This is a genomic window from Burkholderia sp. WSM2232, assembly GCF_000472545.1.
Classification (GTDB): Bacteria; Pseudomonadota; Gammaproteobacteria; order Burkholderiales; family Burkholderiaceae; genus Paraburkholderia.
This window is the reverse complement of sequence record NZ_AWZV01000005.1, coordinates 44,701-68,474: the sequence shown is the minus strand read 5'-3', so window position 1 is coordinate 68,474 and position 23,774 is coordinate 44,701. Positions and strand designations below refer to the sequence as shown.

Annotated in this window: 21 protein-coding genes; 9 read left to right on the top strand and 12 right to left on the bottom strand. The window is 61.4% G+C overall.

All coding sequences use genetic code 11. The annotated features are described in order from the left end of the window. Positions 1 to 19: 19 nt before the first annotated feature. Positions 20 to 394 carry a response regulator transcription factor gene (locus F757_RS32945; protein WP_035466262.1) on the top strand — a complete coding sequence of 125 codons (375 nt, stop codon included), beginning with the start codon at positions 20 to 22 and terminating at the stop codon, positions 392 to 394. Between the two features lie 303 nt (positions 395 to 697). Beyond that, complete coding sequence (locus F757_RS0104425) at positions 698 to 3,208, top strand: cation-translocating P-type ATPase (protein WP_027210350.1); 2,511 nt, start codon at positions 698 to 700, stop codon at positions 3,206 to 3,208. Positions 3,209 to 3,356: 148 nt separating this feature from the next. Here the strand turns inward: F757_RS0104425 and F757_RS0104420 are convergent, their stop codons facing one another. Next, positions 3,357 to 3,788, bottom strand: a complete 432-nt coding sequence (locus F757_RS0104420) for a hypothetical protein (protein WP_232221348.1) — start codon at positions 3,786 to 3,788, stop codon at positions 3,357 to 3,359. A gap of 301 nt (positions 3,789 to 4,089) precedes the next feature. Here F757_RS0104420 and F757_RS0104415 point away from each other — a divergent pair, with 301 nt between their 5' ends. After that, positions 4,090 to 4,317 carry a hypothetical protein gene (locus F757_RS0104415; RefSeq protein WP_027210348.1) on the top strand — a complete coding sequence of 76 codons (228 nt, stop codon included), beginning with the start codon at positions 4,090 to 4,092 and terminating at the stop codon, positions 4,315 to 4,317. A gap of 49 nt (positions 4,318 to 4,366) precedes the next feature. Continuing rightward, the gene (locus tag F757_RS32940) at positions 4,367 to 5,755 is read left to right on the top strand and encodes an MBL fold/beta-CASP domain-containing RNA metallo-hydrolase (protein ID WP_051376664.1); all 1,389 of its coding nucleotides are present in this window, start codon (positions 4,367 to 4,369) and stop codon (positions 5,753 to 5,755) included. 88 nt (positions 5,756 to 5,843) lie between these two features. On the opposite strand, the gene F757_RS0104405 is transcribed toward F757_RS32940, so the two are convergent. Continuing rightward, a complete protein-coding gene (locus F757_RS0104405; protein WP_027210347.1) occupies positions 5,844 to 6,905 on the bottom strand; it encodes a DMT family transporter in 1,062 nt (353 codons plus the stop codon). Between the two features lie 109 nt (positions 6,906 to 7,014). On the opposite strand from F757_RS0104405, the gene F757_RS0104400 reads away from it, so the two are divergent. The 3 genes from F757_RS0104400 (at position 7,015) to F757_RS0104390 (ending at position 9,516) form a co-directional block, all read left to right on the top strand. Further along, positions 7,015 to 7,293 carry a metal/formaldehyde-sensitive transcriptional repressor gene (locus F757_RS0104400; RefSeq protein WP_027210346.1) on the top strand — a complete coding sequence of 93 codons (279 nt, stop codon included), beginning with the start codon at positions 7,015 to 7,017 and terminating at the stop codon, positions 7,291 to 7,293. Positions 7,294 to 7,320: 27 nt separating this feature from the next. Further along, positions 7,321 to 8,241, top strand: a complete 921-nt coding sequence (locus F757_RS0104395; RefSeq protein WP_027210345.1) for a LysR family transcriptional regulator — start codon at positions 7,321 to 7,323, stop codon at positions 8,239 to 8,241. Positions 8,242 to 8,385: 144 nt separating this feature from the next. Further along, entirely contained in the window at positions 8,386 to 9,516 is a 1,131-nt protein-coding gene (locus F757_RS0104390) for a DSD1 family PLP-dependent enzyme (protein WP_027210344.1), read from the top strand. A 103-nt stretch (positions 9,517 to 9,619) separates the two neighbouring features. Here the strand turns inward: F757_RS0104390 and F757_RS0104385 are convergent, their stop codons facing one another. From F757_RS0104385 to betC, 5 genes are all read right to left on the bottom strand, one after another. After that, entirely contained in the window at positions 9,620 to 10,474 is an 855-nt protein-coding gene (locus F757_RS0104385) for a PA4780 family RIO1-like protein kinase (RefSeq protein WP_027210343.1), read from the bottom strand. A 273-nt stretch (positions 10,475 to 10,747) separates the two neighbouring features. After that, complete coding sequence (locus F757_RS0104380) at positions 10,748 to 11,692, bottom strand: LysR family transcriptional regulator (RefSeq protein WP_027210342.1); 945 nt, start codon at positions 11,690 to 11,692, stop codon at positions 10,748 to 10,750. Positions 11,693 to 11,948: 256 nt separating this feature from the next. Then, positions 11,949 to 13,097: a porin gene (locus F757_RS0104375; RefSeq protein ID WP_027210341.1), complete on the bottom strand. Its 1,149-nt coding sequence runs from the start codon at positions 13,095 to 13,097 to the stop codon at positions 11,949 to 11,951. Between the two features lie 268 nt (positions 13,098 to 13,365). After that, positions 13,366 to 14,319, bottom strand: coding sequence for a choline ABC transporter substrate-binding protein (locus F757_RS0104370; RefSeq protein ID WP_084530711.1), 954 nt, complete (start codon positions 14,317 to 14,319; stop codon positions 13,366 to 13,368). A gap of 62 nt (positions 14,320 to 14,381) precedes the next feature. Then, entirely contained in the window at positions 14,382 to 15,920 is a 1,539-nt protein-coding gene (betC, locus tag F757_RS0104365; protein WP_027210339.1) for a choline-sulfatase, read from the bottom strand. A 189-nt stretch (positions 15,921 to 16,109) separates the two neighbouring features. Here betC and F757_RS0104355 point away from each other — a divergent pair, with 189 nt between their 5' ends. Continuing rightward, a complete protein-coding gene (locus tag F757_RS0104355; RefSeq protein ID WP_027210338.1) occupies positions 16,110 to 17,024 on the top strand; it encodes a choline sulfate utilization transcriptional regulator in 915 nt (304 codons plus the stop codon). 126 nt (positions 17,025 to 17,150) lie between these two features. After that, entirely contained in the window at positions 17,151 to 18,026 is an 876-nt protein-coding gene (purU, locus tag F757_RS0104350; RefSeq protein WP_027210337.1) for a formyltetrahydrofolate deformylase, read from the top strand. Positions 18,027 to 18,136: 110 nt separating this feature from the next. Here the strand turns inward: purU and F757_RS0104345 are convergent, their stop codons facing one another. From F757_RS0104345 to F757_RS0104325, 5 genes are all read right to left on the bottom strand, one after another. Continuing rightward, positions 18,137 to 18,994 carry a glycine betaine ABC transporter substrate-binding protein gene (locus F757_RS0104345; RefSeq protein WP_027210336.1) on the bottom strand — a complete coding sequence of 286 codons (858 nt, stop codon included), beginning with the start codon at positions 18,992 to 18,994 and terminating at the stop codon, positions 18,137 to 18,139. A gap of 165 nt (positions 18,995 to 19,159) precedes the next feature. Beyond that, positions 19,160 to 20,407, bottom strand: a complete 1,248-nt coding sequence (locus F757_RS0104340; protein ID WP_027210335.1) for a hybrid-cluster NAD(P)-dependent oxidoreductase — start codon at positions 20,405 to 20,407, stop codon at positions 19,160 to 19,162. 33 nt (positions 20,408 to 20,440) lie between these two features. Beyond that, positions 20,441 to 21,745, bottom strand: coding sequence for an aromatic ring-hydroxylating oxygenase subunit alpha (locus tag F757_RS0104335; protein ID WP_027210334.1), 1,305 nt, complete (start codon positions 21,743 to 21,745; stop codon positions 20,441 to 20,443). Between the two features lie 73 nt (positions 21,746 to 21,818). Then, positions 21,819 to 22,604, bottom strand: a complete 786-nt coding sequence (locus F757_RS0104330; RefSeq protein ID WP_027210333.1) for a drug:proton antiporter — start codon at positions 22,602 to 22,604, stop codon at positions 21,819 to 21,821. Beyond that, the gene (locus F757_RS0104325) at positions 22,601 to 23,770 is read right to left on the bottom strand and encodes an electron transfer flavoprotein subunit alpha/FixB family protein (protein WP_027210332.1); all 1,170 of its coding nucleotides are present in this window, start codon (positions 23,768 to 23,770) and stop codon (positions 22,601 to 22,603) included. The genes F757_RS0104330 and F757_RS0104325 overlap by 4 nt, the downstream gene beginning before the upstream one ends. Between the last annotated feature and the right edge of the window lie 4 nt (positions 23,771 to 23,774).

The window sequence follows — 23,774 nt, the reverse complement described above, 5'->3', positions numbered from 1 at the left end:
CGACGAACGTTGACGCACTATGGACGACACAAGGAAGCTGATCGTGGTTCTCGAAGACGACGCCGGCATGCGCCGCGCTTTGCAACGTCTGTTGAGTGCGTCGGGTTTCGAAGCCTTGTCGTTCGAAAGCGCACACGCATACCTCGTCGCAAACGACACACGCGTGCCGCATTGTCTCGTTCTGGACGTGCAACTGCCCGGCGTGTCCGGCCCGGAGTTCTATGAGCAGCTTCACAGCCGCCCTCCGGCCGTGTTCATTACAGCGCACGATAGCGGGGCTACGCGTAGCGCGGTTGTGCATGCCGGCGGCCGCGAACTGCTGACCAAGCCGTTCGTTGCTAGCGATCTGCTGAATGCCATTGCACGAGCCGTGCTACACGGGTCCGCGCCGTAACGAAGAATCGCGCGCTGGATACCGCGCCAACTGCTGTTGTCTCACGTTAGCTGAGGCAGGCTCCTGCCACGGTGGATTGGCCGCTTGATTCAGGTCAACGCCCTTCTGCCCGCCCGGCGTCATTCTGGCACTGGCGACGTTATACAAAGCGTCAACATTCCGGCGCCCTCATGCAGCACGCTGAATGGCACTTTGACTGGAACAAGGCCGGATACTCGCTCCGCTTTGCCGGTGCGGGTGCCGTTCCGCCCGTCATGCGCCGCGCTGAGCGTCGCAGTACACGCCATAGCAAACGACCCCAGCATGGAAACCGATCACCTGGACCCGCACACGAACCCTCGGCGCAGTTGCCCGGAAGCAGTATCGTCGGGAATGCAGAGTTGGCGCGCGTGCGGGCTCACGAGCGCGGAGGTCCAGACGCAGCGAGCCCGCTTTGGCCGCAATGTCGTCGACTCGGCGCAACGGCGCGGCTGGTGGCGCACGCTGGCCGAAGTGCTTCGCGAACCCATGTTTCTCCTGCTGCTTGCAGCAGCTTCTATCTACCTGCTGGTAGGAGACGCTTCGGAAGCGCTGATGCTGCTCGCGTTCGTGATGGCGGTTGTCTTTCTCACCGTCTTCCAGAGTCATCGAACCGGGCGCGTGCTCGATTCTCTTCGTGCGCTTTCGGCCCCCGCGGCTCAGGTGTTGCGGGACGGGCAGCGGCAACAGGTCGGTGCGGCCGAACTCGTTCCGGGCGACCTGGTTTTCGTGGACGAAGGCGCACGCGTGCCTGCCGACGGCATCCTGACGGAGGCCCATGAACTGAGCGTCGACGAGTCGCTACTGACCGGCGAGTCCGTCGCGGTAGCCAAGGCCGCTGCGCCGCCCGGCCTCGTGGACAAGGCCGACCCCGACACCATGCTCTTCTTCGGCTCGATGGTAGTTCAGGGTCAGGGGCGCATGGTAGTGACGGCCACGGCGCACAATACGACGCTCGGGCGCATTGGCAAGTCGCTCACCGGCATCGCCGAAGCGCCGTCGCCGTTGCAGGTGGAAGCGCGAGCATTTGTGCGCCGTTTCGCGTTGATCGCGGTTGCACTCTGTCTGCTGCTGATCGTGGCCTACCGTTGGCGATACGGTGAATGGATCTCCGGCGTGCTCGGGGCAATCACGCTCGCAATGGGCATTCTTCCCGAAGAGATTCCAGTGATCCTCACCGTGTTCATGGCATTGGGCGCACGCCGCATTGCGAACGAAGGTGTGCTGGCCCGGCGTATGAACGCCATCGAGACGCTCGGCCAGACCTCGGTGCTCTGTGTCGACAAGACCGGCACGCTGACGCAGAACCGGATGTCGGTGCGGGTCCTTTTCGCGCATGGAAAACGGCAGACCGTCGATGAGTCGACGCAGCGGATCGACGAGGCGTATCACGAACTCATCGAATATCTGGTGCTCGCCAGCGAGATCGAACCGGTCGATCCAATGGAACTCGCGTTTCACGAGACAGGGCGCGCGGGACTGGCGGGCACGGGACGCATCCACAAAGACTGGTCGCTGGTCCATGAATACGCGTTGACGCCTGAGCTGCCTGCCATGTCGCACGCGTGGCATACACCTTTACTCGACCATCATCGGGTCGCGTGCAAAGGCGCGCCCGAAGCGGTCTGCCAGTTGTGCCGCCTCGGCGAGCGGCAGACGCGCAGCATCCTCGACGAGGCGGCGCGCATGGCGTCGGCGGGATTGCGCGTGCTTGGCGTCGCGAAAGCGCGCCACTCGCACGCCGTCTGGCCGGACAATCAGCACGGCTTCGAGTTTTCGTTCGTGGGGCTCGTCGGTCTGCTGGACCCGGTCCGCCCCGAGGTGGCAGGCGCTATCGCACAGTGCCAGGCTGCGGGCATCCGCGTGGTGATGATCACCGGCGATTATCCCTCCACGGCGCAGGCCATTGCGGCCGAAGTCGGCATCCGCAGCGGGCGTGTGGTGACGGGCAAAGAGATCGCCGAGCTGGACGACACGCAACTTCGCGAGATCACCAGGACTGTCGACACATTCGCCCGCGTGAAGCCCGAGCAGAAGTTACGGCTTGTCAACGCGTTTCGCGAAAGCGGTCATGTCGTCGCGATGACCGGCGACGGCGTGAACGACGCGCCGGCGCTGAAGGCCGCGCATATCGGCATTGCAATGGGCTTGCGCGGCGCCGAAGTGGCCCGCGAAGTTGCTTCTCTCGTACTGCTTCGCGAAGACTTCACGCCGATCGTGTCGGCAATCCGCCTTGGCAGACATATCTATGCCAATCTCGTGCAGGCAATCAGCTATACGGTTGCCGTACATGTGCCGATGATTGCGGCAAGCCTGATTCCCGTTCTCGCAGGCTGGCCGCCGATGCTCGCGCCTGCCCATGTCGTCTTTCTGGAGCTGATCATCAATCCGGTTTGCTCGGTGGTGTTCGAGAACGAACCGGAACGCGAGGATCTGATGCACCAGCCGCCGCGCCGTACCGGCACGCGGCTTCTGTCGACCGGAGCTCTTGCTCGCAACGCCGCCGTAGGCGCTCTCGTTGCCGCTCTGGTAATCGGCCTCTATATGGTTTTGCTCAGTCATGCGTATCAACCTTCAGTCGCCCGGACACTTGCTTTCATGTCACTCGTCGCGGGCAACGTTGGGCTGATCTTTGCAATTCGCGTCTTGCCGCTGTCTGGAAACCGGGCTCAGTTCAGCATGCGCAATCGCTACCTGTGGATTGTGTTGACCGCGACGGGCATCGCCTTGTTGCTTCTGTTGACGATTCCCGCCCTCGCCCGCCTTTTTGGCCAGGCCGCATTGCTCGATTTCTGACGAGGCCTTTAGGCATGAAGTCGACCGTCGATGTCGCCGCACGGGCATTGCGGTCGGTCGCTGCGCTGGAAATGGGTCGTTGGAGGCCGTTGACGGCCGTTGACGTCAGCCGCGCCGGAGCGCATCTTTCTTTCTCATACCGCCGTGTTCACGACGCCGCCGCCATGAACGGCCGGAAATCCGTTTCAACCGCGCGAATCTGTTCAGCACAGCTCTGGTACAGCAAACCCGGCGTGCCGTTCGCCCGATACATCCCGCGGCACATGCCCTTGATCTGAATGGTCGAAATGCCGTTGGCATCGGTCGTTCGTGTCGCCCATACATAAAGCGTACCGAACGTGTGCGGCTCCGCGGTTTCGATTGCGGTGTCATCCGACCGACGGATTGGCGTTGCAGAGCGTTGTGCCACATACAAGCGGGTGCGGCACCATAAACGCTCGCAATCCGCTGCGGCCGAGCAATCCACGTGAGCCAGTTCACGCGCGTTGGCGAGCGCGATTTCGGTGTCCTGGCATGCTGCGCTGCGCCCTTGCGTACTGCACGCTGCCATCAAGACGATCAACAGTCCAGAAACTGACATCCGCACGTTTTTCATATCCACTCCGTCCGTCGTCGGTGTGCGGTCGATGCACCGCACAAACCACTCCCTCAAAAGTATGAGGAGGACGGCACTATGGATTTGACCTGGATCATCGACTGTCTTAAGAGCGAACGCGAGAACTCAGAACTTTCCCTGACATCCCTTGCGCGCAGACTTGTAGGGAAGCGCTGACACCAGCGCAGAAACACTGACTACAGGCTCAGCGGCACCTGCTTTATCCGTGCACGTCAATGGCCTTTACTGAACTTACCGGGAACAGCATTCCGATGAGGAGACCATCATGTCGAACGCCGCGTTCCATGCCGGTAAGACACCGGCCGACAGCCCTCTGCCGCTTGCAGCCGATACCTGCGACGACTTCAGCCGGATTCTCACGCTTGCCCGTGACGCCGGCATGCTCGTCACGCTCGACGGCCAGATTGGCCGCGAGAAGTACCAGAGCATTGCGGGCTCGCTCCAGGCGTTTCGACGTTTCGCGCAAGCGCTGTGCGAAACCGCCGCGCGCTGAAACCACCAGTCGCCATGCGCAGCCCTCGCCCGATCGGGAGATATGAAAAATGAAACTGACGTTTCTCGGTGCGGCGGAAACCGTAACCGGTTCCAGATACCTGCTCGAAGGCGCGGGCCTGCGAATACTGATCGACTGCGGTCTGTTCCAGGGGACCAAAAATCTGCGCCTGCGCAACTGGAATCCGTTTCCAGTGGATATCGGCACTCTGGACGCCGTGATACTCACCCACGCGCATCTGGATCACAGCGGCTATCTGCCGGTGCTCGCCCGCATGGGCTACCGCGGACCTGTCTACTGCACGCGCGGCACGCGCGACCTGTGCGAGATCATGTTGCGCGACAGCGCGCGGCTGCAGGAAGAACAGGCGGCGTACGCTAACCGGCATGGTCTGTCGAAACATCATCCGGCCTTGCCGCTTTACACCATTGAAGACGCCGAGCAAGCGCTCGAACAACTCGATGCACGCGAGTTCGACGTGCCGAAGCAGCTGAACGAGCATGCATGCTTCCGTCTGCTTCCCGCCGGACACATCCTCGGCGCAGCGAGCGTCGTCTTGTGCGTCGAAGGCAAGGTGATCGCTTTTTCGGGCGACATCGGCCGGCCCGATGACCCCATCATGCGCCCGCCGATGCCGCTTGCGCACGCAGACTATCTGATTGTCGAATCGACCTACGGAGACCGGCTTCACACGAAAACCGATCCGGCTACCGAACTCGCGGAAATCTTCGCGACGACTTTCCGGCGAGGCGGCATTGTGGTCATTCCATGCTTCGCGGTGGGACGGGCGCAAACCATTCTTCACTACATCGCGCAACTGAAAGCGACTGGCCGCATGGCGAATGTCCCCGTGTTTCTCGACAGTCCGATGGCAACCAGCGTTACGCAGCTTTACCGGCACCATGTCGGCGAACATCGCGTGAGTTCCACTGAGGCGAACGCGATCAGCCACGCCGCGCAGATGGTGCGCACCGTCGATGAATCGAAGGCCATTCTCGGGCGGCGCGGCCCGATGGTCATCATTGCCGGTAGCGGCATGGCGACGGGCGGGCGGGTACTGCATCATCTGAAGGCGTTCGCTCCCGATCATCGCAACACGATTGCACTGGTCGGCTTTCAGGCTGCGGGCACGCGCGGCGCCACCCTCGCTTCAGGTGCGCCCGAAATCAGGATCCACGGTGAGGATGTGCGGGTGCGGGCGTCGGTGGTATGTCTCTCGTCGCTCTCGGCCCATGCAGACTATGGCGAGCTGCTCTCGTGGCTGCGTTCGATAGCGAAGCCGCCGCAACGCACTTTTGTCACGCACGGCGAGCCGGCTGCCGCCGACGCAATGCGACGTCATATCGAAGAAACGTATCACTGGCCCTGCGAAGTGCCGGTCTACCAGCAAACCGTCGTCTTAACCGCAGCCGCGGACGAGTGTGCTGCGAACGCATGAGCGCGCGTCGCCGGCTGCGCTCCGCCAACTCGCACGGAACTCAGCCTGACGCCGCCGCGCGCCGCGATGCCTTGCGCCGGATCACGCATCAGTGGGAATGACGGTGGTGAATGTCCGGAAAGTGTGCGTGCGTATGCGTAATCGGCATATGAAGGTGCGGATGGGTGTGCGGCTCCGTTCCGTCCCACTCGAAATCGTGCTCATGCTGATGGTGCTCGTCGTGACGATGCCGGTGCGTGTGCGCCAACCGTTCATGCGTATGACGATGTTCGTGGCGTTCGCGCAAATGCAGCCAGACGCCAATGCCCATGAGGAAAGCGGCACACCAGAACAGCACGGAGGGCATTTGCGGCCACAAGGCTAGCGACAGCGCGACCCCAAAAAGCGGCGCGACGGAAAAATACGCGCCGGTTCGTGCGGTGCCCAGATTGCGCAGCGCGATTACGAAAAGCACCAGGCTGACGCCGTACCCGGCAAATCCCGTGACCATTGCGGACATCGTGCGCAACGCGTCCGGAAACCGGTCGCCCATGAGGTAAGCGATAGTCAGATTGACGACGCCTGCTACCAGCCCTTTCAGACATGCAATGACAGTCGCATCGTTGGCCGAGACCTTGCGCGTGAGGTTGTTGTCGATCGCCCAGCACAGGCAGGCGCCGGCAACCAGCATGGCGCCAGCGGGAATACCGGCCGCACCCGGGTGCCAGGAAAGCAGCACGGCACCTGCCACGATCGCGACCATGCCCAGGAACACCTGGTAGTCGACGTTTTCGCGGAAAACCACCCACGCAATGACCGCGGTGAACACGCCCTCCAGGTTCAGCAACAGCGAACTCGTTGCCGCGGGCGTACTCGCCAGACCCAACATGAGCAAAGCGGGGCCCGCCACGCCACCCGCGACGATCGCGCCGGCCAGCCACGGCACTTCCGCCATCTGAATGCGGGTCTGGTCTTTGCGCGCCTGTGCGCTGCGGCGAACGCGCTGCACCAGCAGGGTCAGCGCGAGCCCGATCCCACTGCCCAGATAGAACAGCCCCGCCACCGTGAAAGGCGGCAGCGTTCCCAGAAGAACCTTGGCAAGTGGCGTGGTGGCGCCGAACAGAGCGGCGGCAGCGAGCGCGGTAAAAGCTGCATTCAAACGAGCGGTCATGAGGAATTCCGGCAAGAAACGGCTCAACTTCAACAATAGGCGACACCCGAAAAACCGGCTGCACTTTTATGTTAGCATACCCCCCTACCCTATATTGCCGGAGACATGCGTGAGCCATACCATCCGCGAAAAGCAGAAGCTGCTCAATCGTGTGCGGCGCATCAAGGGCCAGGTGGAAGCGATCGAGCGCGCGCTCGAAGAGGAAAACGGCTGCAACGACGTGCTGCAGTTGATCACGAGCTGCCGCGGAGCGATGAACGGTCTGCTGGCCGTGGTACTGGAAGATCACATCCGCACCCATCTCGTCGACGCCGACAATGTGCGTACCCGTGACGAAGCAAGCGCAACGGAGCAGCTCATCCAGGTCGTGCACAGCTACTTCAAGTGATCATCCACCGCCATTAAAGAGCCCTTAATGCTGCAACTCGAAGACATGCAACTGCTTCGTGCGCTCGGAGGATCGCGCTCGCTTGCAGCCACTGCAAGACTACTGGATTTGACGCCGCCAGCTGTCACAGTACGGCTTCAGCGCATAGAACAACGCATGGGAATGCAGCTCGCCACGCGCGCAGCGAGAGGCATCTCTCTCACCGACGAAGGTCATCGCATCGTTCAGGAAGCAATCGAAATACTCGAGCGGATCGAGTCCATTGCGTCCCGCGTCTCGGGCGAGTCGAGCGGTGTCAGTGGTCATTTGCGCGTCGTGGCACCGTTCGGCTTCGGGCGCGAGTATGTCGCGCCGCTTGTTCGCGACCTGCGTCGTTCACATCCCAATCTCGCGATTTCTCTCGTGCTGGTCGAGAGCCCGCTGGCTGCGGCCTCAGGCGGCGACGCGGTTATTTCTATCGGCCGGGTCAAAGGCTCCTCGTGGGTCGGCCATTTTCTCGCGCCCAACGAGCGCTTTCTTTGCGCCAGCCCCGCCCTCGCGCGTAGCATGTCCAGACTTAAGCACCCCTCTGAACTCAGCCGGTACGAGTACCTGGCATTGCGCGAGAACGACGAAGACGTGACGCGCCTGCGCTTCACCCAGCGCGACATCGCCGGTAAGCGAGCAACCAGAGCAGTCACCATGCGCCTGAATAGCACACTATCTTCGAACGACGGGACCGTGGCGAGGGACTGGGCGGTCGACGGACTCGGAATCGTGGCGCGCTCCGAATGGGATTGCGCACGGCTCATCGCCGAGGGAAAACTGCGCCGCGTGTTGCCTGCATGGCGTCTCGAACCGGCACCCATCATGGCTCTCACGCCCACGCGTCAAAATCTCACTATCCGTCAACGCGTGTTTCTGGAAGCCGCGAAGCAAGCGTTTGATCCAGTGCCCTGGCGCATGTAACCGGGCCGTTAAGCGCTGCTTAATGCTGTGTTTGCCGGCCGTTAAGCACAACCCCGTCGCCAGCGCCTATAGTGGCTGCTTCCCGCGCAATGTCCGAGGTGGAACCGTACGCCGGTTTGCGCGAAACACAGGCAGGAGGCAGCCATGAATCTGCAGTCGTTGAACACCCCGGCAGCATTGATCGATGTGGCGCGCATGAACCGCAACATCCAGCGAATGCAGCAACGCATGAACACGCTCGGCGTGAGCTTTCGCCCGCACGTAAAAACGACGAAATGCGAGCAGGTGGTCGGAGCGCAACTTGCCGCCGGCGCACGCGGCATCACTGTGTCCACGCTGAAGGAAGCCGAGCAGTTCTTTGCCAGTGGCATTCGTGACATTGTCTACGCTGTGGGCATGGCACCGACGAAACTCCCGCAGGCGCTCGCATTGCGGCGACGAGGTTGCGATCTGAAAATCGTCGCCGATAGCGTTGCGTGCGCCGAGGCCATCGTCGCCTTTGGCAGGCAACACGGGGAAGCCTTCGAAGTGTGGATCGAGATCGACGTGGACGGTCACCGTTCGGGCATCGCGCCGGACGACGACCTGCTCATTACTGTCGCCTCCACGCTATCGAACGGCGGCATGCAGCTCGGCGGGGTACTCGCCCACGCCGGCTCCAGCTACGACTACGACACGCATGAGGACCTGGCCCGCATCGCCGAACAGGAGCGCTCGGGCTGCGTGCGCGCGGCCGGGCGCATCCGGGCTGCGGGCCTGCAGTGCGACGTCGTCAGCATCGGATCGACGCCGACAGCGCTCGCTGCCGGGTATCTGCAGGGTGTAACGGAAGTTCGTGCGGGCGTGTACGTCATGTTCGATCTCGTCATGCATAACGTTGGCGTCAACGAACTCTCCGACATTGCATTAAGCGTATTGACGACCGTGATCGGTCATCAAAACGAAAAAGGCTGGGCCATCGTGGATGCGGGCTGGATGGCCATGAGCCGCGACCGCGGGACTCAGCGGCAGAAACACGACTTTGGTTATGGATTGGTTTGCCTGGAAAGCGGCGAGGTGCTGCGCGAATATGTGATGAGCGCCGCGAACCAGGAGCACGGCATTATTTCCCGCGCCGGCACTCCGGACCACGAGATCGAGAAGCGCTTGCCGATCGGGACGCGTCTGCGCATCCTGCCCAACCATGCGTGCGCCACAGGCGCACAGCATCCCGACTATCAGGCCGTGCGTGCTGACGGCAGTGTGGAAACCTGGCCGCGCTTTTATGGCTGGTGAGGCGAACGCACGAGTGCCTGCTCAAGCGTTGGCACTGAAGCGGGGTGAACTGCGACGAAGTTCTCCGCTTCAGTACCATGTCCTGCGACACTGAACACGGCTTCTAGTCCGGACTCAGTTCCTGCTGCCGCCGCAATCGCTCGTTCTCTTCAAGGCGTGTCGCTTCGATCTCCTGCAGCACACCATCCAGATCGACGGGCCGCGTGTCGGCCTCTATGTGGCCTGTCAATTCGACATCGACATGTAGCCGCCCTGCTTCGAACAGCGTCCAGATTTCGGCGCCATAACTCGCGCTGAGCAGTTGCGGCGCGAACCGTCCGAAGTATGCGGCGAGGTTCTCGACGTCACGTTTAAGCATGGCGGCCGCCTCGTTGTTGCCGGCTGCGTCGACGGCCTGTGGCAAGTCGATAATCACCGGCCCGTCGGCTGCCAGCAGGATGTTGTATTCCGACAGGTCGCCGTGAATCACTCCGGCGCAGAGCATCCGGACCACCTGGTTGAGCAGCAGCGCGTGCAGATCCAGCGCGCGTTCTTCAGTCAGATCGACGTCGTTCAGGCGCGGCGCGACATCGCCCATTGCATCGACGACGAGTTCCATCAGCAACACGCCGTCGGTACAGATATAGGGCTGCGGCACGCGCACGCCTGCATTGGCCAGCCGGAACAGCGCGTCCACTTCGGCGTTCTGCCATGACGCTTCCTGCATCTGACGGCCGTAGCGCGTGCCCTTTTCCATCGCACGCGCCTGCCGGCTGTTCTTGACCTTGCGACCGTCGCGATACGACGCAGCCTGGCGAAAGCTGCGCTGCTTAGCGTCCTTATAGACCTTTGCGCAACGCGTGGAATCGCCGCTGCGCACGACGTAGACCGTGGCTTCCTTGCCGCTCATCAACTGACCGATAACTTCGTCGATGAGGCCCTCTTCGAGCAGCGGCGCGAGCCGTTTGGGTATTTTCATGCAACCGCCAGATGCGGCTCGTGGCGCGTAGATTCCACGTGTGTGGACAGCGCATGGCCCGCTGACACAGGGGCGAACGACGAACCGATGATAAAAGCGCCCGGTGGCGCGGCGAGTGGTCTTGCGAAGGCAACGAATGGAGTCATGCCGGATTATAAGGGAAGCGACGACAAGCAGCGGAGTAGCTATGTCGTGTCAGCGCAGGTGTCGCCCACGTAGGAGCCCAAAGCCGGCTCACTGAGCGACGAACCGGCGCTTTGCCGCGCCGCTTGCTTACTGGCTGCCGACGACGCCCCGTCCGCGGTCCGCGCAATCGAACAACCGCTTGATCAGGTCGCCTTTATCCAGTTGCTCGACCCACCAATCCAGCGCGTGCCCGCATTTATCTTCGCGCCACGCGAGATAGCACTGCGTATGCTCACGCACCCCGGTGACGCGTTTCGCGACGAGCCTGCCTTCGCCTATGGCTCGTTCGGCCACGCGCTCAGGCAGCATGCCCACCGCTATCCCCTCGCACAACGCACCCAGCTTGGCGGCCAGCGTGGGCACGACGATCACCGGCTGTCCGTCGTGCGTGGCCACCGATTGAGGCCGCAATTCGCGCGATGTATCGCTGATCACGACGCCGCGATATCGGGCAATCGTGGCGCTATCCAACGGCTCGGGCATTGCCGCGAGCGGATGACCGGCTGCCACCACGAAGACATGCCTCATGGTTCCGATAGGCTGTACCGCGATATTCGCCGCGTGCGGCGGCTCGCCGACTGCGCCCACGGCCAGATCGGCGCGCCGCGTGATCAGTGCGTCCCATACGCCACCAAGCACCTCGGTCGAGAAGCGCAGCCGCGTGATAGTCTCCAGCTCATAGAACTTTCGAACAAAAGGCCATAACGAACCGAACGGCAATATTTCGTCGAGGCAAATACGCAGTTCGGACTCCCAGCCCTGGTGAATGCCCTGCGCTTTCTCCTCCAGTTGCCGCGCCGCTTTCAGCAACTGACGCCCCTCCTCAACGACGACACGGCCAGCGGGCGTGAGTTTCGCGCGTCTTCCACTGCGATCAAAGAGCTCGACTCTCAGATCGCTTTCTATCTTCTGCACGAGGTAAGTCAGCGTGGACGGTACTTTGTGCAGCAAATCCGCCGCTTCGGCGAACGTGCCTGTTCTGTCGATTGCATCCAGTACTTCTAGTGCTTCAAGAGAAAGCTTTATCGCCATTCGGCGTCCCCGGTCCTGCCATGATATTGAAACTGTGCGCCGGAACGACGCGCCGCGTGCGGTCGCATCGCACATTGCGAAGACATGGAGTGCGACACGCGAAGCTGCAGCGCATCTACAGCGCAAGCTGGCGCAACTCATGCGTGGAAGGGGATTGTAAAGCGGACGTAAAGAAGCGACAAATACAAATAGCGCGGACGAGCCGCGCGCACAAGCAACGCAGACGGATTCCGACGTGCAGAATCCGCGTGAACGCTTAGAACGAATGACGCATGCCGATACGCACGTCGGCCTGCGTGCTGGTGGACGATGGAGTGAAGCTGTAGCCAATGACCGCATTCACGCCGTCCGATGCACGCAGGTAATCGCCGGAGATGTACACGTCCGTGCGCTTGGACAGCAGGTAGTGCAGCCCGAGCGATCCCTGGTTCCAGTGGTTTCCTTCAAACCGCGTGTGTTGATAACCGCCGTAGAGCATCAACGCGGGCGTGAACGTGTACGAAGCGCCGCCTTCGTACACCTGCATATGCGACGTTTGGCCAAGCCCCTTGATGGTCGTATAAGTGAAGTTGCCGCTCAGCATCACATTGCCGATCGTGTAGGCAGCGCCCACTGCAAACGCACCTTGCTTGTCGACCGGAAACGAAGTCGAGCTGTATAGATCTGTGACCGCCCCGGTTGCAGGATCGACCGAAACGGTAGGCCTGCCAAGGAAGGTACGCGTGCCGATCATCGCGTATGGATCGAACGCGTAAATGCCAAAGGGGTTGTTCAGCTGCGTATAAGCGGCGCCCATGTTGAAGGGACCGTGCTCGTAGCGCGCCCCCACGCTCCATGCGCTCTTCTGGTGGAAGTCGCCCGCCGTGTTGCCGAACGAGTACATGCCCCCGAAAGAAAAGCCCGATATATCGTTGGAGAGGAACTTGATGGAATTAGGCAGCCGGTCACCGTTCATCCGGTCGAAGTCGCCCTGGTGAATCGCATAACCGCTCGCCCACGCAGATATGTTGTACAGGTAGGCAAATTCTTCGGTCATGTCGAGCTGATTACCAAACGACAAAGTGCCCCAGCTGTTCTTCAGTCCGACATACGCCTGGCGGCCAAACTCGGCACCACCGAATCCCAATTGCCCGTTGCCCAGGTGGAAACCCGACTCCAGCACGAACACCGCCTGCAAGCCGCCGCCCAGATCCTCGGTGCCCTTGAAACCGATACGGTTGCCGTACGAAATGCCGTCGTCGAACTTGACCTGGTGCGAGCCACCGGCATTATTCACGTAGGTAATGCCGGCATCCACAATGCCGTACAGCGTGACGCTGCTTTGTGCGTGGACAGCCGTGGGGGCAAATGCGGCGCTTGCCGCAATGGCGAGTCCCGAAAGACCGACAGCATTTCTCTTCTTCATCTGATTCTCCCCTGCTCTATGACTGCGCAATTCGTTGGATGAAGCGATCCCTGCCGCGCTTTCGTGACGCGCGCGGCACTTCTCGCGTGACGGGCAGTTCGAAACCGGTTGGGACCGGTCAATGAGGCCTGGCTACTATTTGTTGCGCATTAATTTCCGCGAGGCCTGGCATCGACGGGTCAAGAATACGGGTCCAGATTTATAGCGAATCGATCGGATGCGACATGAATCTGTCGCGTCGCGACCTTTGCGATTGCAACGAAACCTGTTATTTGACGCCAAGCGCCGTCTGAACAGCTTGCAAGCCATTGCCGCCGCTCGCGGTGTTCACGCCGTCAAGCCACGATTTGAGGAGATCGGGATGACGCTTGAGTGCTTCGGTCGCGGCAACGTCGACACTCGTCTTCTTTTCGAGTACTTCGGTAATCACACCATTTTCAAGGTCGACGTTAAACGTAAGCTGCCTGAAAAGACGTCCCATGTTCGGGCACTGCTCCGCATAGCCGGCGCGCGCCACGGTATTCACGGTGGCGCCGCCGTAGTTCGGTCCGAAGTACTTCTCGCCTCCGTCCAGATACGTCAGTTTGAATTTCGTGTTCATTACATGCGGTTCCCACGCGAGAAACACGATCCACTTTTTCTCCCGAACCGCGCGCTCCACCTGGGTGAGCATGCCGGTCTCGCTCGATTCCACCACCTTCCAGTTGTCGAGCCCGAACGCCTTGTCGTCCACCACCTTCTTGATGTTCTGATTTGCCGGCGCGCCCGGTTCGATGCCGTAGATCTTGCTGTCGAACTTGTCGGCGTTCTTCGCGAGATCGGCGAACGAGTGCACGCCCGCGGCCGCCACGTAGTCGGGAACCGCCAGCGTGAACTTGGCGTTGCTCAGGTTCGGATGCACGACCACAATCGACTTTTCCTCCTCGAACGGTTTGACGACCGGCGCCTGTGCGGGCATCCAGTTACCAAGAAACACGTCGATTTGGCCTTTTTTCAGGCCCTGATAGGTGATGGGCACCGACAGGTTCGCCACCTTCTGCTTGTAGCCGAGTGCCTTCAGCACGACGCCCGTCATTGCATTCGTTGCATCTATATCGGTCCATCCCGGCCCCGCCATATTGACCTGCATGCACGATTGCGGCTCGGCGGCCGATGCAAAACTCGCCGCCGCGCATAGCAGCGCAACGCCGGATATGGCCTGTTTGAATAGCTTTTTCATCATCGCGGCTTCCTGTGGTGAGTGAATCATGAGCGTGCAGGGACGCAGTTGCCTTGCGTTATCGATCAGTGCGTGACAGCGGGAAAGCGCGCCATGGCTTCGAGCGTATCGAGGTCGATGTGATTGCGCATGTAACGCTGACTGGCATCGACCAATGGCTGCCAGTCCCACGATGCAACTGCCCCTTGCGTGGTCGCAGCGAAATGAAAGCGCCGGCGGCGCTGGCTTTCGAGCACCTGTTTGTGCAGTGCGGCGAGGTCCCAGCGAGCGGCAATTTCCTTGCGCAGCGCCTCCACCTCGGCGGCATACTCCGCGTTGGACGCGAGATTCACGCGTTCCAGCGGATCGGCCTGCACGTCGTAGAGCTGGTCTGGATCAGCGGGCGTATGAATCAACTTCAAGCGCCCACGCCGTAGCATCACGATCGGTGCAATCGCACCTTCGGCAAGGTATTCGCCAACAGCCTCGTCATGACCACCCTGAGTGCTTTGGAGATGCGGCACGAGGCTATGTCCGTCGAGCGAATCGGGCCATACCGAAGGCGCTTCGCCGCGCGCCAGTTCGACGAGCGTAGGCAGCAGGTCAAGATGCGAGACAGAAGCCTGCACCCGATGCGCGTCGAATTGCTGCGGTGCATGCACGATCAGCGGTACGCGGCAACCGCCTTCGAAGAACGTCATCTTGTACCAGAGTCCTCGTTCGCCGAGCATTTCGCCATGATCGGAAGTGACGACGATAATCGTATCTTTGGCAAGCCCCGCCTGCTCCAGCGCTTCGAGAATCGCGCCGAACTGGTCGTCCACATAGGAGATCGCACCGTAATACGCGCGCCGTGCGTTACGGACCTGCTGGGCGGTGGGAGGCGTGCGATCGGTTTCGCAAACGTGGCGCAAGCGCTGCGAATGCGGATCGGCCTTGTCGAATGAATCGTAATGCCGGGGCATGTCGATATCTTCGTCCTGGTACATGTCCCAGTACTTTTGCGGAATGGCGTACGGGTCGTGCGGATGCGTCAACGAGGCGACCATGCAGAAGGGCCGCGCGTCCTTGCCGGCATGACGTTCGCGCGCGATGTCGAACAGCTTCTGGCGCGCCGTGAACGTCACTTCATCGTCGAAATCGAGCTGGTTCGTGCGCACGCAGGGGCCCGCGTCAATCACGGAGCTCATGTTGTGATACCACGTGGGCCGTGTTTCGAAGTCTTCCCAGTTGGGCGTCCAGCCGAAGTCGGCGGGATAAATGTCGGTAGTGAGGCGCTCTTCGAAACCATGCAATTGATCGGCACCGCAGAAATGCATCTTGCCCGAGAGAATCGTGCGGTACCCTTCGGCACGCAGGTAATGGGCGAACGTCAGCGTTTGCGACGGAAATTCCGCTGCGTTGTCATAAGCGCCGATTGCAGACGGCAGCTTGCCGGAAAGAAACGAAAAGCGCGACGGCGCGCATAGAGGGCTCGCGCAGTACGCGGAATCGAAAACCACGCCCTGCCTCGCCAGGCGGTCCAGGTTCGGCGTTCTGGTCAACGGGTGTCCGTAAGCGGCGAGCGCGAACGGGGTCATCTGGTCGGCCATAAGAATGAGAATATTCTTTTTGCTGTCAAGCATTGGAGCGTGCCTCGAATAAAATCATGAATGTCAGTGCAAGTACTCGTGCCGGCGCGGCTGCAAGCGCAACAGCAACCGCTCATGTTGTCCAAACGGGGCCTGCGGCTCGTGCACGGTATGAACACACTATTGCCGGTCAATTCTGCGCTGTGAAGACGGCAATTCGTTATGTGGCTATAAGGGGGCGTTATGTCGAGGCTGGACCGCTTGCCGCCAATGCAGGCATTGACGATGTTCGAATCCGCCGCGCGTCTTGCGAGCTTCACCGCGGCTGCGCGCGAACTCGGCTCCACGCAGCCGGCCGTGAGCCAGCGCATCGTGCAACTGGAAGAAACCCTCGGCGCGCCGCTTTTCGAGCGAGGTCATCGTGGCGTGCGCCTGACGCACGACGGCGAGCGGCTTTTCGAGGCGGTACGTCATGCGCTTGATACGATCCGCGGCGCCACCGCCGAAATTCGCGCGCGCCGCACACCGCAAACACTCACACTCTCCACAGACTTCGGCTTCGCCACCTATTGGCTGATGCCTCGGCTTTCGCAATTCAAGGCGCTCATGCCTGATGTCGACGTCAAGATCATCACGTCGCAAAGCGTATTCGAGCCATCGCACGAACAGGCCGACGTGGCGATTGCATTCGGCGACGAACATGCGGACTGGAACGCCCGCAGCGTCATCAAGCTGTTTCCGGAGCGCGTGACGCCGGTGTGCAGTCCCGCGTTTTTTGCCGCGCATCCCCCTCTCGCATCGCCGTCCGAACTGCTCGTGCTGCCGCTACTTCATCTCGAGCCCACGCAACCGGCGCGCTGGCTGTCGTGGGCCGACTGGTTCGCGGCGCATGACCTCACCGCGCCCGCTGCACATCGGGGCATCACGTTCAACAGCTTCACACTGGTCGCGCATGCGGCCATCATGGGTCAAGGCGTTGCGCTCGGCTGGGCGCCGCTCGTCGACGAACTGCTCGCCACAGGGCAACTGGTCGAACTGTTCGATGCGCCGGTAGTCACCGAGCGCGGCTACATGCTGGTCACACAACGCGCGGCCACGCCGGCAGTGGACGCTTTCCGCCAATGGCTGCTGGGAGAATGCGGGCTCGACGCCGAGTGACAGTCTGACGCTCCCGTTCCATTGCTGCGGCGATTCGCTTCTATCCGCGCCCAGTGCCGATTTGGTCTACTGCGACGATACATGCCGCGCTTTGTGGCATGAATCTATTGTCTCTGTGGAGAGCGCATGTCCGCCGATTCCCGTCCTGACCAACTGGTTCTCACCGTTGCGTGCCCGAGCGCCGCGGGCCAGGTTGCCGCCGTTGTCGGCTTTCTCGACCGGCATCATTGCTATATCGACGAACTCACCGTTTTCGACGACGAACTCAGCGAACGCTTTTTCGTACGCTGCGTTTTTCACGGTGTAGACAGCAAGGAGACGCTGAATAGTGCAGCGCTCAAACACGAGTTCAGACCCATTGCCGAGCGCTTTCATATGACGTGGGCAATGCATGACGTCGGCACGCGACCCAAAGTTCTGATCATGGTCTCGAAGCTCGAGCACTGTCTCGCGGACCTTCTGTTCCGGTGGCGAATGGGCGAGCTGAAAATGGACATTGTCGGCATAGGCTCGAATCATCGCGACCTGGAACCAATGGCCGCGCAGCATGGCTTGCCGTTTCATCATCTGCCGGTCTCGGCCGAAACGAAGCCGCAGCAGGAAGCGCGTCTGCTAGATCTGTTCGAGACTTCCGGTGCCGAACTGATGATTCTCGCGCGCTACATGCAGATTCTTTCCGGCGAGACGAGCCGTGCCCTCGCCGGGCGCGCAATCAACATTCATCATTCGTTTCTGCCTGGCTTCAAGGGGGCGAAGCCGTATCACCAGGCTCATACGCGCGGGGTCAAACTGATCGGCGCAACCGCACACTTTGTGACGGACGATCTCGACGAAGGTCCGATCATCGAGCAGGAGGTCGAGCGTGTCGATCATTCGTACAGCCCTGAGCGGCTGCTTGCTACCGGGCGCGACGTTGAATGCATCACGCTTGCACGCGCGGTGAAGGCATTTATCGAGCGGCGCGTGTTTATCAACGGCGACAGGACTGTCGTGCTGCAATAGTGTTGCGATAGTTGTTGCCGTAAGCCCACGAATTTCAAAGCACAAAAAAACACGCCGCTTTTGATAAGCGGCGTGTTTCTGTATCACATGCTGCGGCGAAACAGGCTGAATTATTTCACCCAGCTATCTACCCGGTCGCCATGCGCACCGATCCACGCATCCGCGGCGGCGGTCGGCTTTTCGCCGTTTTGCGTGGCGAGCATCACGCTGTCGATCTCGCCCGGCTTCCACTGGAATTTCTTCAGGAACGACACGACCTGAGGCGCCTTTTTCTCCAGCTCCGGATTGACAACGGTGTCGACGTGCTCCGCTTCGCCGAACACCTTCTTCGGATCGTCGAGGAATTTCAGCTTGTATTTCGCAAACATCCAGTGCGGCTTCCAGCCAGTCACGATAATGGGCTTGCTGGCCGCTTCAGAACGCGCGAGTTCCGCAGTCATCGCACTACCGGAGCTCGGCATGAGCTTGTAGTCGAGGCCGTAGGCCTTGATTGCTTCGCTGGTCTTCTGCATCACGCCGGCACCTGCGTCGATGCCGACAATGCGCGAGCCGAATTCGGCCTTCTTCGCTTCCAGATCGCCCACCGTCTTCACGTCCAGATTTTCTGGCACGATCAGTCCGATTTTCGCGTCATTGAAGTTTGCGCCGAGGTCGACCACCTTGTCCTTGAAATTGTTCCAGTACGCGCCATGCGTGACCGGCAGCCAGGCGGACAAGGTTGCGTCCAGGTCGCCGCGCGCCACGCCCTGCCACATCACGCCGGCCGCGACCGGCACGAGTTGCACCTGATAGCCAAGACGCTTTTCGATCACGCGCGCGGCCACGTTCGACGTCGCGACGCTGTCATCCCAGCCCTCCACGTAGCCGATCTTGATGGTCGGCTTCGTGTCCGCCGAAACGCTCACGCTGCTTGCGGCGAGCGCCGCGCTCAGGGTGCTCAACACCAATATCTTTCTGATCAGTCTCATCGCCATTCTCCCGTTCACTTCCACAAACAACCCAATGAGCATTTAGAATCGCCAGCCAGAATTGCCAGGTAACGTTGTTTTGCGACATGCAGTTGTCCGCACGCGACCTGGCTCGTGGTCTTCCTGCACGCCTTGCAGCAAGCCTTTTTCTGGCGCTCGCGCCGGTTATTTCTCCACCACGAGATCGCTGAGCGGCTTACTGCAGCACAGCAGCACCATGCCCTGGTCGATTTCCCGCTGACGAATGCCGCCCGCGTGTTTCATCGCCACTTCGCCGGACACCAGTTTGACTTTGCAGGTGCCACACATACCCTGCGTGCACGATGCCGGCAGACGCACGCCCGCTTTTTTCGCCGCGTCCAATACGTGCTGGCCGCTGCCGCATTCGATCTCGCGATTGCTTTTCGTGAAGCTCACCTTGTAGCGCGTTTCAGTTTCGGGCGCGGCGGGAGCGGGCTCGAAAGCCGGCGCCCGTTCTCGCGCCTCCACGAAGCTATCCGCAGCGACGGGTTCCGGCACGGCTTGCAGTACGTCGCCGACGTGAGCGGTCGTCAACTGCGCGGCGACTTCGCTGACCGTCTCGAACGAAAAGCTTTCCTCGTGATAATGGCTGCGGTCGAACCCGCCCTCGGCGAGAAGATTACGCACCGCCTGCATATAAGGCGCGGGACCGCAGGTAAAGATCTCGCGCTCGAGAAAGTCCGGCGCGATCAGCTTGAGCAGCGGCAACGTGAGAAAGCCTGTGACGCCAGGCCAATTCGTGCGCGCACCGACACGTTCGCACACAAACGCCGTGCGGAAATGCGCGTGATTCGACGCAATCAGATCGAGCTCGCGTGCGAAGATGATGTCGTCAGGAGTGCGGGCGCTGTGTACGAAAACGATGTCGCTGTCCTGACCGAGCTCATGATGCGCGCGGCTCATCGACATCAAGGGCGTGATGCCCGAACCCGCCGACAGAAACAGAAACTTGCGCGCCGGGTGGCGGGCACAGGTGAATTCCCCAGCCGGTCCAAGTACGCGAACCTGGCCGCCCACCTGCAGATTGTCGTGTAGCCAGTTCGACACCTTGCCGCCCGGCACGCGCTTCACCGTAATCGAAATGGTGTGCGGTCGCGTGGGCGGTGACGAGATGGTATAGCAGCGGTTGATCGTCTCGCCGTCTATGTCGAGCTCGAGCGTGATGAACTGCCCCGGCTCGAACACGAACGCCCGTTCAGTGGGCGCACGAAAGAAAAAGCTCTTCACGTCATGCGTTTCCTGCCGGACGTGACAGCACACCAGCGTGTCGTCGAGATCGCTGTTCCACCGCGCAGGCAGCGCGTCCCAGAAGCGCGGCTGCGTAACACGGCTTGTTGCAGGGCTCGAACCCGGCTTGGCGCCTGGCTGGAACGTCGCCTGATCGCGCATCATTGTTTTCTCCCGCTCCTGGTTGCGCTCGTGTGCTCAGCGCACGAAGGACACGACGTTCTCGCCGCGATTGGCCGGCGTGGCATCATGCGTTTGCGGTGCATTGCTGTAATCCGCGATGCGGCCGATATACCATTCGCAGAACTTCTCCACGAGACCTTCCGTGAACGGCGAATACGGACCCGGTTCATAGGCGCTGCTCGATGCGCCGCGTTGCGAGTATTCGACGAGCGCGCGGTCCTGATCGTTGGTCGCACGCCATACCGCCGTGAGATTGTTCACGTCGTAGTCGATGCCTTCGCGTGCGTCCTTGTGAACGAGCCACTTCGTGCGCACGAGTGTCTTGCCGGCCGAGAGCGGAATCACCGAGAAGCTCACGATGTGATCGCTCATGAAGTGATGCCACGAATTCGGCTGCGTCCAGAAAGACAGTCCGCCGAGATCGGCCTGCTCGAAGCCGCCGAGCAGTTTCTTCGACGCGACTTTGGCGTCCATCGTCTGCGATTCCCCGTCGCGATCGAGCGGCAGACGTTGCGTGCGAAAACCGGTGACGAGATCTGCGAGCCGTTCGATTTCCGCCGACGGCAGCTTCATCGCTTCCCATTGCGCGGTGCGCCGCGCAACCGTCTCTTCAAAAGCCGCCATACCCTCTTCATTGGCCGGCGTGCGTTGATAACCAAAGCCGTATTCGTAAAGCGAAATGGTCAACTCGGGATGGTTCGCGACGCAGTGATAGCACTCGCGATTGTTCTCCATCGTGAGCTTCCAGTTGCCTTCTTCGATAATGTCGATCGAAGCCGCGATCTTGCAGCCGGCCAGATCGTGAGGCAGCAGGTACGGCTCCATCGCAGCGCGCATCACGGAGAAGTCCGCAGGCGGGTTGTCCGCGAGACAGATGAAGATGAGACCCGCAAGGTTCTCCACGTGCACTTTCTTCAAACTGTGCTTGCAGCGGTCGAACTGATCGCCCATATGCTCCGCGAACATCAGGTCGCCGGTCAGGCTATACGTCCAGCTGTGGTACGGACACACGATGTTGCCAAGCGAGCCCTTGTCGGTATTGCACAGGCGCGCGCCGCGGTGACGGCACACGTTGTGGAACGCCCTCACCTGCATGTCGTCGTCGCGGACAATCAGAATGGAATCCTGACCGAGCTCGACCGTGATGTAATCGCCCGGTTCGGGCACGTCCGGCTCGACCGCGACCTGGATCCAGTGCTGCCGGAAAATTGCGTCCATGTCGAGCGCGAAGATGTCTTCGCTCGTATAGAACGGCGCTTCCAGCGTGTAATTCTTCTTGCGGCGTTCGATCATTGCGCGAACGTCTGCGGAAACTTTCATTGTGTGCTCCGTTGCGTGTCACGTCTGGCGCCGCGCCAGGCCCTCCTGGGCGCATGCTCGCCTGAACCGGGAATCAGTAATCCACGAGTTGATGCTCGCGCAAATACGCGAGAATCACTTGTGCTTTTTCGACGGAACTCCCTTCAATTACGACGCTGCCGCCGCGGCTTTCCGTCGTGGTCGCCGAAAGCATGCGGGCATGGCCGGAGCGCTTTTCGGCGGCGGCAAGACGCACGGGTTTGGCGGTGGCTGGGCGAATCGTCCACGCCGGCTCGGCTGCGTTCGCGCGCGGGCTTTTTGCACCGCTGGAAACCGGGCGAATCGTGCCTTCGCGCATTCGTGCGTAAGCATAGGTCGGCGTGGCGTTTGCCATTGGATGCACGGCGATCAGCGCGGGCAGTTCAACCTCGACGCGTCTGCGCAAACCCTTCGGCATGAATTGGCGCACTTGCGCGCAACCGTCCTTCAACGTCACGTCGACTGCTGCGCCGACAAGCGGCGTACCAAGCGCATTAGCCACGCGATACGGGAACATGCCGCTGTCGAATCCGCCTTCCGCACGCGTGCCGGTCAGCACGAGGTCGTAGCCGGCAAGACGCGCGGCGAGCAGCGCCGACGCATCCGCTTCAGGGGCGCCTGCGTCGCCAGCCGCGAGCACTTCCACCGAGCGTGCGCCTAGCGCGAGGTATTCCTGCAACGCGGGATTGGTCGGGTCGCCCGCATGCAGCACGTCGAGCGTCGCGTTCTGCTGCTTCGCGAGCGACAACGCCAGTGTCAGCGCGGCGGCGTCGTTGCGGCTGTAACGCGCAACCCCGCTCACGGGATGCCGCCCCACGGAAACGAGTACGGCGATTTTCATGCGAGCGCTCCTTCCGCGACGGCCTTCGAATTGAGTAATGCGGCGCCCGTGCCGCGCGCGGAGCGCGCCGCGGCGGCCGCATCGTTCAGCGCCGCGATGGTTTCCTGCGCGTCCGCAATGACGGTGAGATTCGCTCGCTTCGCAATCGGCGCGCTTGCGTCGAGGTTCACGGCAATGACGTGACGGCAATCCTTGATGCCCTGCAAATGCTGCACTGCGCCGGAAATGCCGAACGCGATGTACACGCTCGCCTCAACTGTCTTGCCGGTCGCGCCGATCTGCTTGTCGCGGGTGAACTTGCCGTCGTCCACGGCCACGCGGCTCGCGCCGATCGCCGCGCCCAACGTGGCCGCAAGACGCTCGAATGCGGGCACGTCGCTCACGCCGTTACCGGCGGAAACGATGAAATCCGCCTCCTCGAGCGCGAGTTGCGCCGCATCCATTTCCTCGATGCCGAGATCCCGCAGCTTGCCTTGCGCGGCTGCAGACTCGCCCTCGAAATGCCACGCCACGCGTTCTCCCGCGCCGACGAACGGCAGTTTGGGATCCACCGCATTGGGCGCGAGCAAGATCACTTCAGGCAGCGTGCGCGAAGCGAAAGCGGTATTTGCATGCACGTAAGCCGCCACGTGCGACGCGTCTATTTCCACGACATGCGTCGCAACACTCGCATTCGCGGCGGCGGCATAACGGCGGCCGAGGTCGCCGTCACCGCTCGCGTTGTCGGGCAGAAATACGTGTATGGGTGCATAGGCCGCGACGCACGCGGCAAGCGCGTTCAGTTCATCCGCCGGTGCGAACTTGCGTCGATCGAACGTGGGCAGTTCGATCAGCTTGTCCGCGCCGAGCGCGGCCGCGTCGCCCGTGAATTCGCCGAACACCAGCAGCACGATTTCGGTCGATGCGTGCGCAACCAAAGCGGCGGCTGCGAGCGTCTGACGCGCGTGCTCGTCGAGCGCGCCGCGGTCCGCATGCGCCGCGACCAGCATCACGTGCTGCGCGGCGGCCGTCGTGCGGCGCGGCTTCGGCTGGTCGCGATGCGCCGCGCCGGCGGCCGCAAACTCCATTGCGCCCGCCACGCCGGTCATGCCCAACGTGATGCGCCTCAGGCCGTCTGCCGTCACCGTGAACGGCCGACGCGGATTGATTCGTTTGAGTGTGTTCATCGCG

What these genes read in the sequence shown, in the direction of transcription:
- F757_RS32945 (WP_035466262.1), top strand. Translation starts at nt 20, where the DNA reads ATGGACGACACAAGGAAGCTGATCGTGGTTCTCGAAGACGACGCCGGC.
- F757_RS0104425 (WP_027210350.1), top strand. Translation starts at nt 698, where the DNA reads ATGGAAACCGATCACCTGGACCCGCACACGAACCCTCGGCGCAGTTGC.
- F757_RS0104420 (WP_232221348.1), bottom strand. Translation starts at nt 3,788, where the DNA reads ATGTCAGTTTCTGGACTGTTGATCGTCTTGATGGCAGCGTGCAGTACG.
- F757_RS0104415 (WP_027210348.1), top strand. Translation starts at nt 4,090, where the DNA reads ATGTCGAACGCCGCGTTCCATGCCGGTAAGACACCGGCCGACAGCCCT.
- F757_RS32940 (WP_051376664.1), top strand. Translation starts at nt 4,367, where the DNA reads ATGAAACTGACGTTTCTCGGTGCGGCGGAAACCGTAACCGGTTCCAGA.
- F757_RS0104405 (WP_027210347.1), bottom strand. Translation starts at nt 6,905, where the DNA reads ATGACCGCTCGTTTGAATGCAGCTTTTACCGCGCTCGCTGCCGCCGCT.
- F757_RS0104395 (WP_027210345.1), top strand. Translation starts at nt 7,321, where the DNA reads ATGCTGCAACTCGAAGACATGCAACTGCTTCGTGCGCTCGGAGGATCG.
- F757_RS0104390 (WP_027210344.1), top strand. Translation starts at nt 8,386, where the DNA reads ATGAATCTGCAGTCGTTGAACACCCCGGCAGCATTGATCGATGTGGCG.
- F757_RS0104385 (WP_027210343.1), bottom strand. Translation starts at nt 10,474, where the DNA reads ATGAAAATACCCAAACGGCTCGCGCCGCTGCTCGAAGAGGGCCTCATC.
- F757_RS0104380 (WP_027210342.1), bottom strand. Translation starts at nt 11,692, where the DNA reads ATGGCGATAAAGCTTTCTCTTGAAGCACTAGAAGTACTGGATGCAATC.
- F757_RS0104375 (WP_027210341.1), bottom strand. Translation starts at nt 13,097, where the DNA reads ATGAAGAAGAGAAATGCTGTCGGTCTTTCGGGACTCGCCATTGCGGCA.
- F757_RS0104370 (WP_084530711.1), bottom strand. Translation starts at nt 14,319, where the DNA reads ATGATGAAAAAGCTATTCAAACAGGCCATATCCGGCGTTGCGCTGCTA.
- betC (WP_027210339.1), bottom strand. Translation starts at nt 15,920, where the DNA reads ATGCTTGACAGCAAAAAGAATATTCTCATTCTTATGGCCGACCAGATG.
- F757_RS0104355 (WP_027210338.1), top strand. Translation starts at nt 16,110, where the DNA reads ATGTCGAGGCTGGACCGCTTGCCGCCAATGCAGGCATTGACGATGTTC.
- purU (WP_027210337.1), top strand. Translation starts at nt 17,151, where the DNA reads ATGTCCGCCGATTCCCGTCCTGACCAACTGGTTCTCACCGTTGCGTGC.
- F757_RS0104345 (WP_027210336.1), bottom strand. Translation starts at nt 18,994, where the DNA reads ATGAGACTGATCAGAAAGATATTGGTGTTGAGCACCCTGAGCGCGGCG.
- F757_RS0104340 (WP_027210335.1), bottom strand. Translation starts at nt 20,407, where the DNA reads ATGATGCGCGATCAGGCGACGTTCCAGCCAGGCGCCAAGCCGGGTTCG.
- F757_RS0104335 (WP_027210334.1), bottom strand. Translation starts at nt 21,745, where the DNA reads ATGAAAGTTTCCGCAGACGTTCGCGCAATGATCGAACGCCGCAAGAAG.
- F757_RS0104330 (WP_027210333.1), bottom strand. Translation starts at nt 22,604, where the DNA reads ATGAAAATCGCCGTACTCGTTTCCGTGGGGCGGCATCCCGTGAGCGGG.
- F757_RS0104325 (WP_027210332.1), bottom strand. Translation starts at nt 23,770, where the DNA reads ATGAACACACTCAAACGAATCAATCCGCGTCGGCCGTTCACGGTGACG.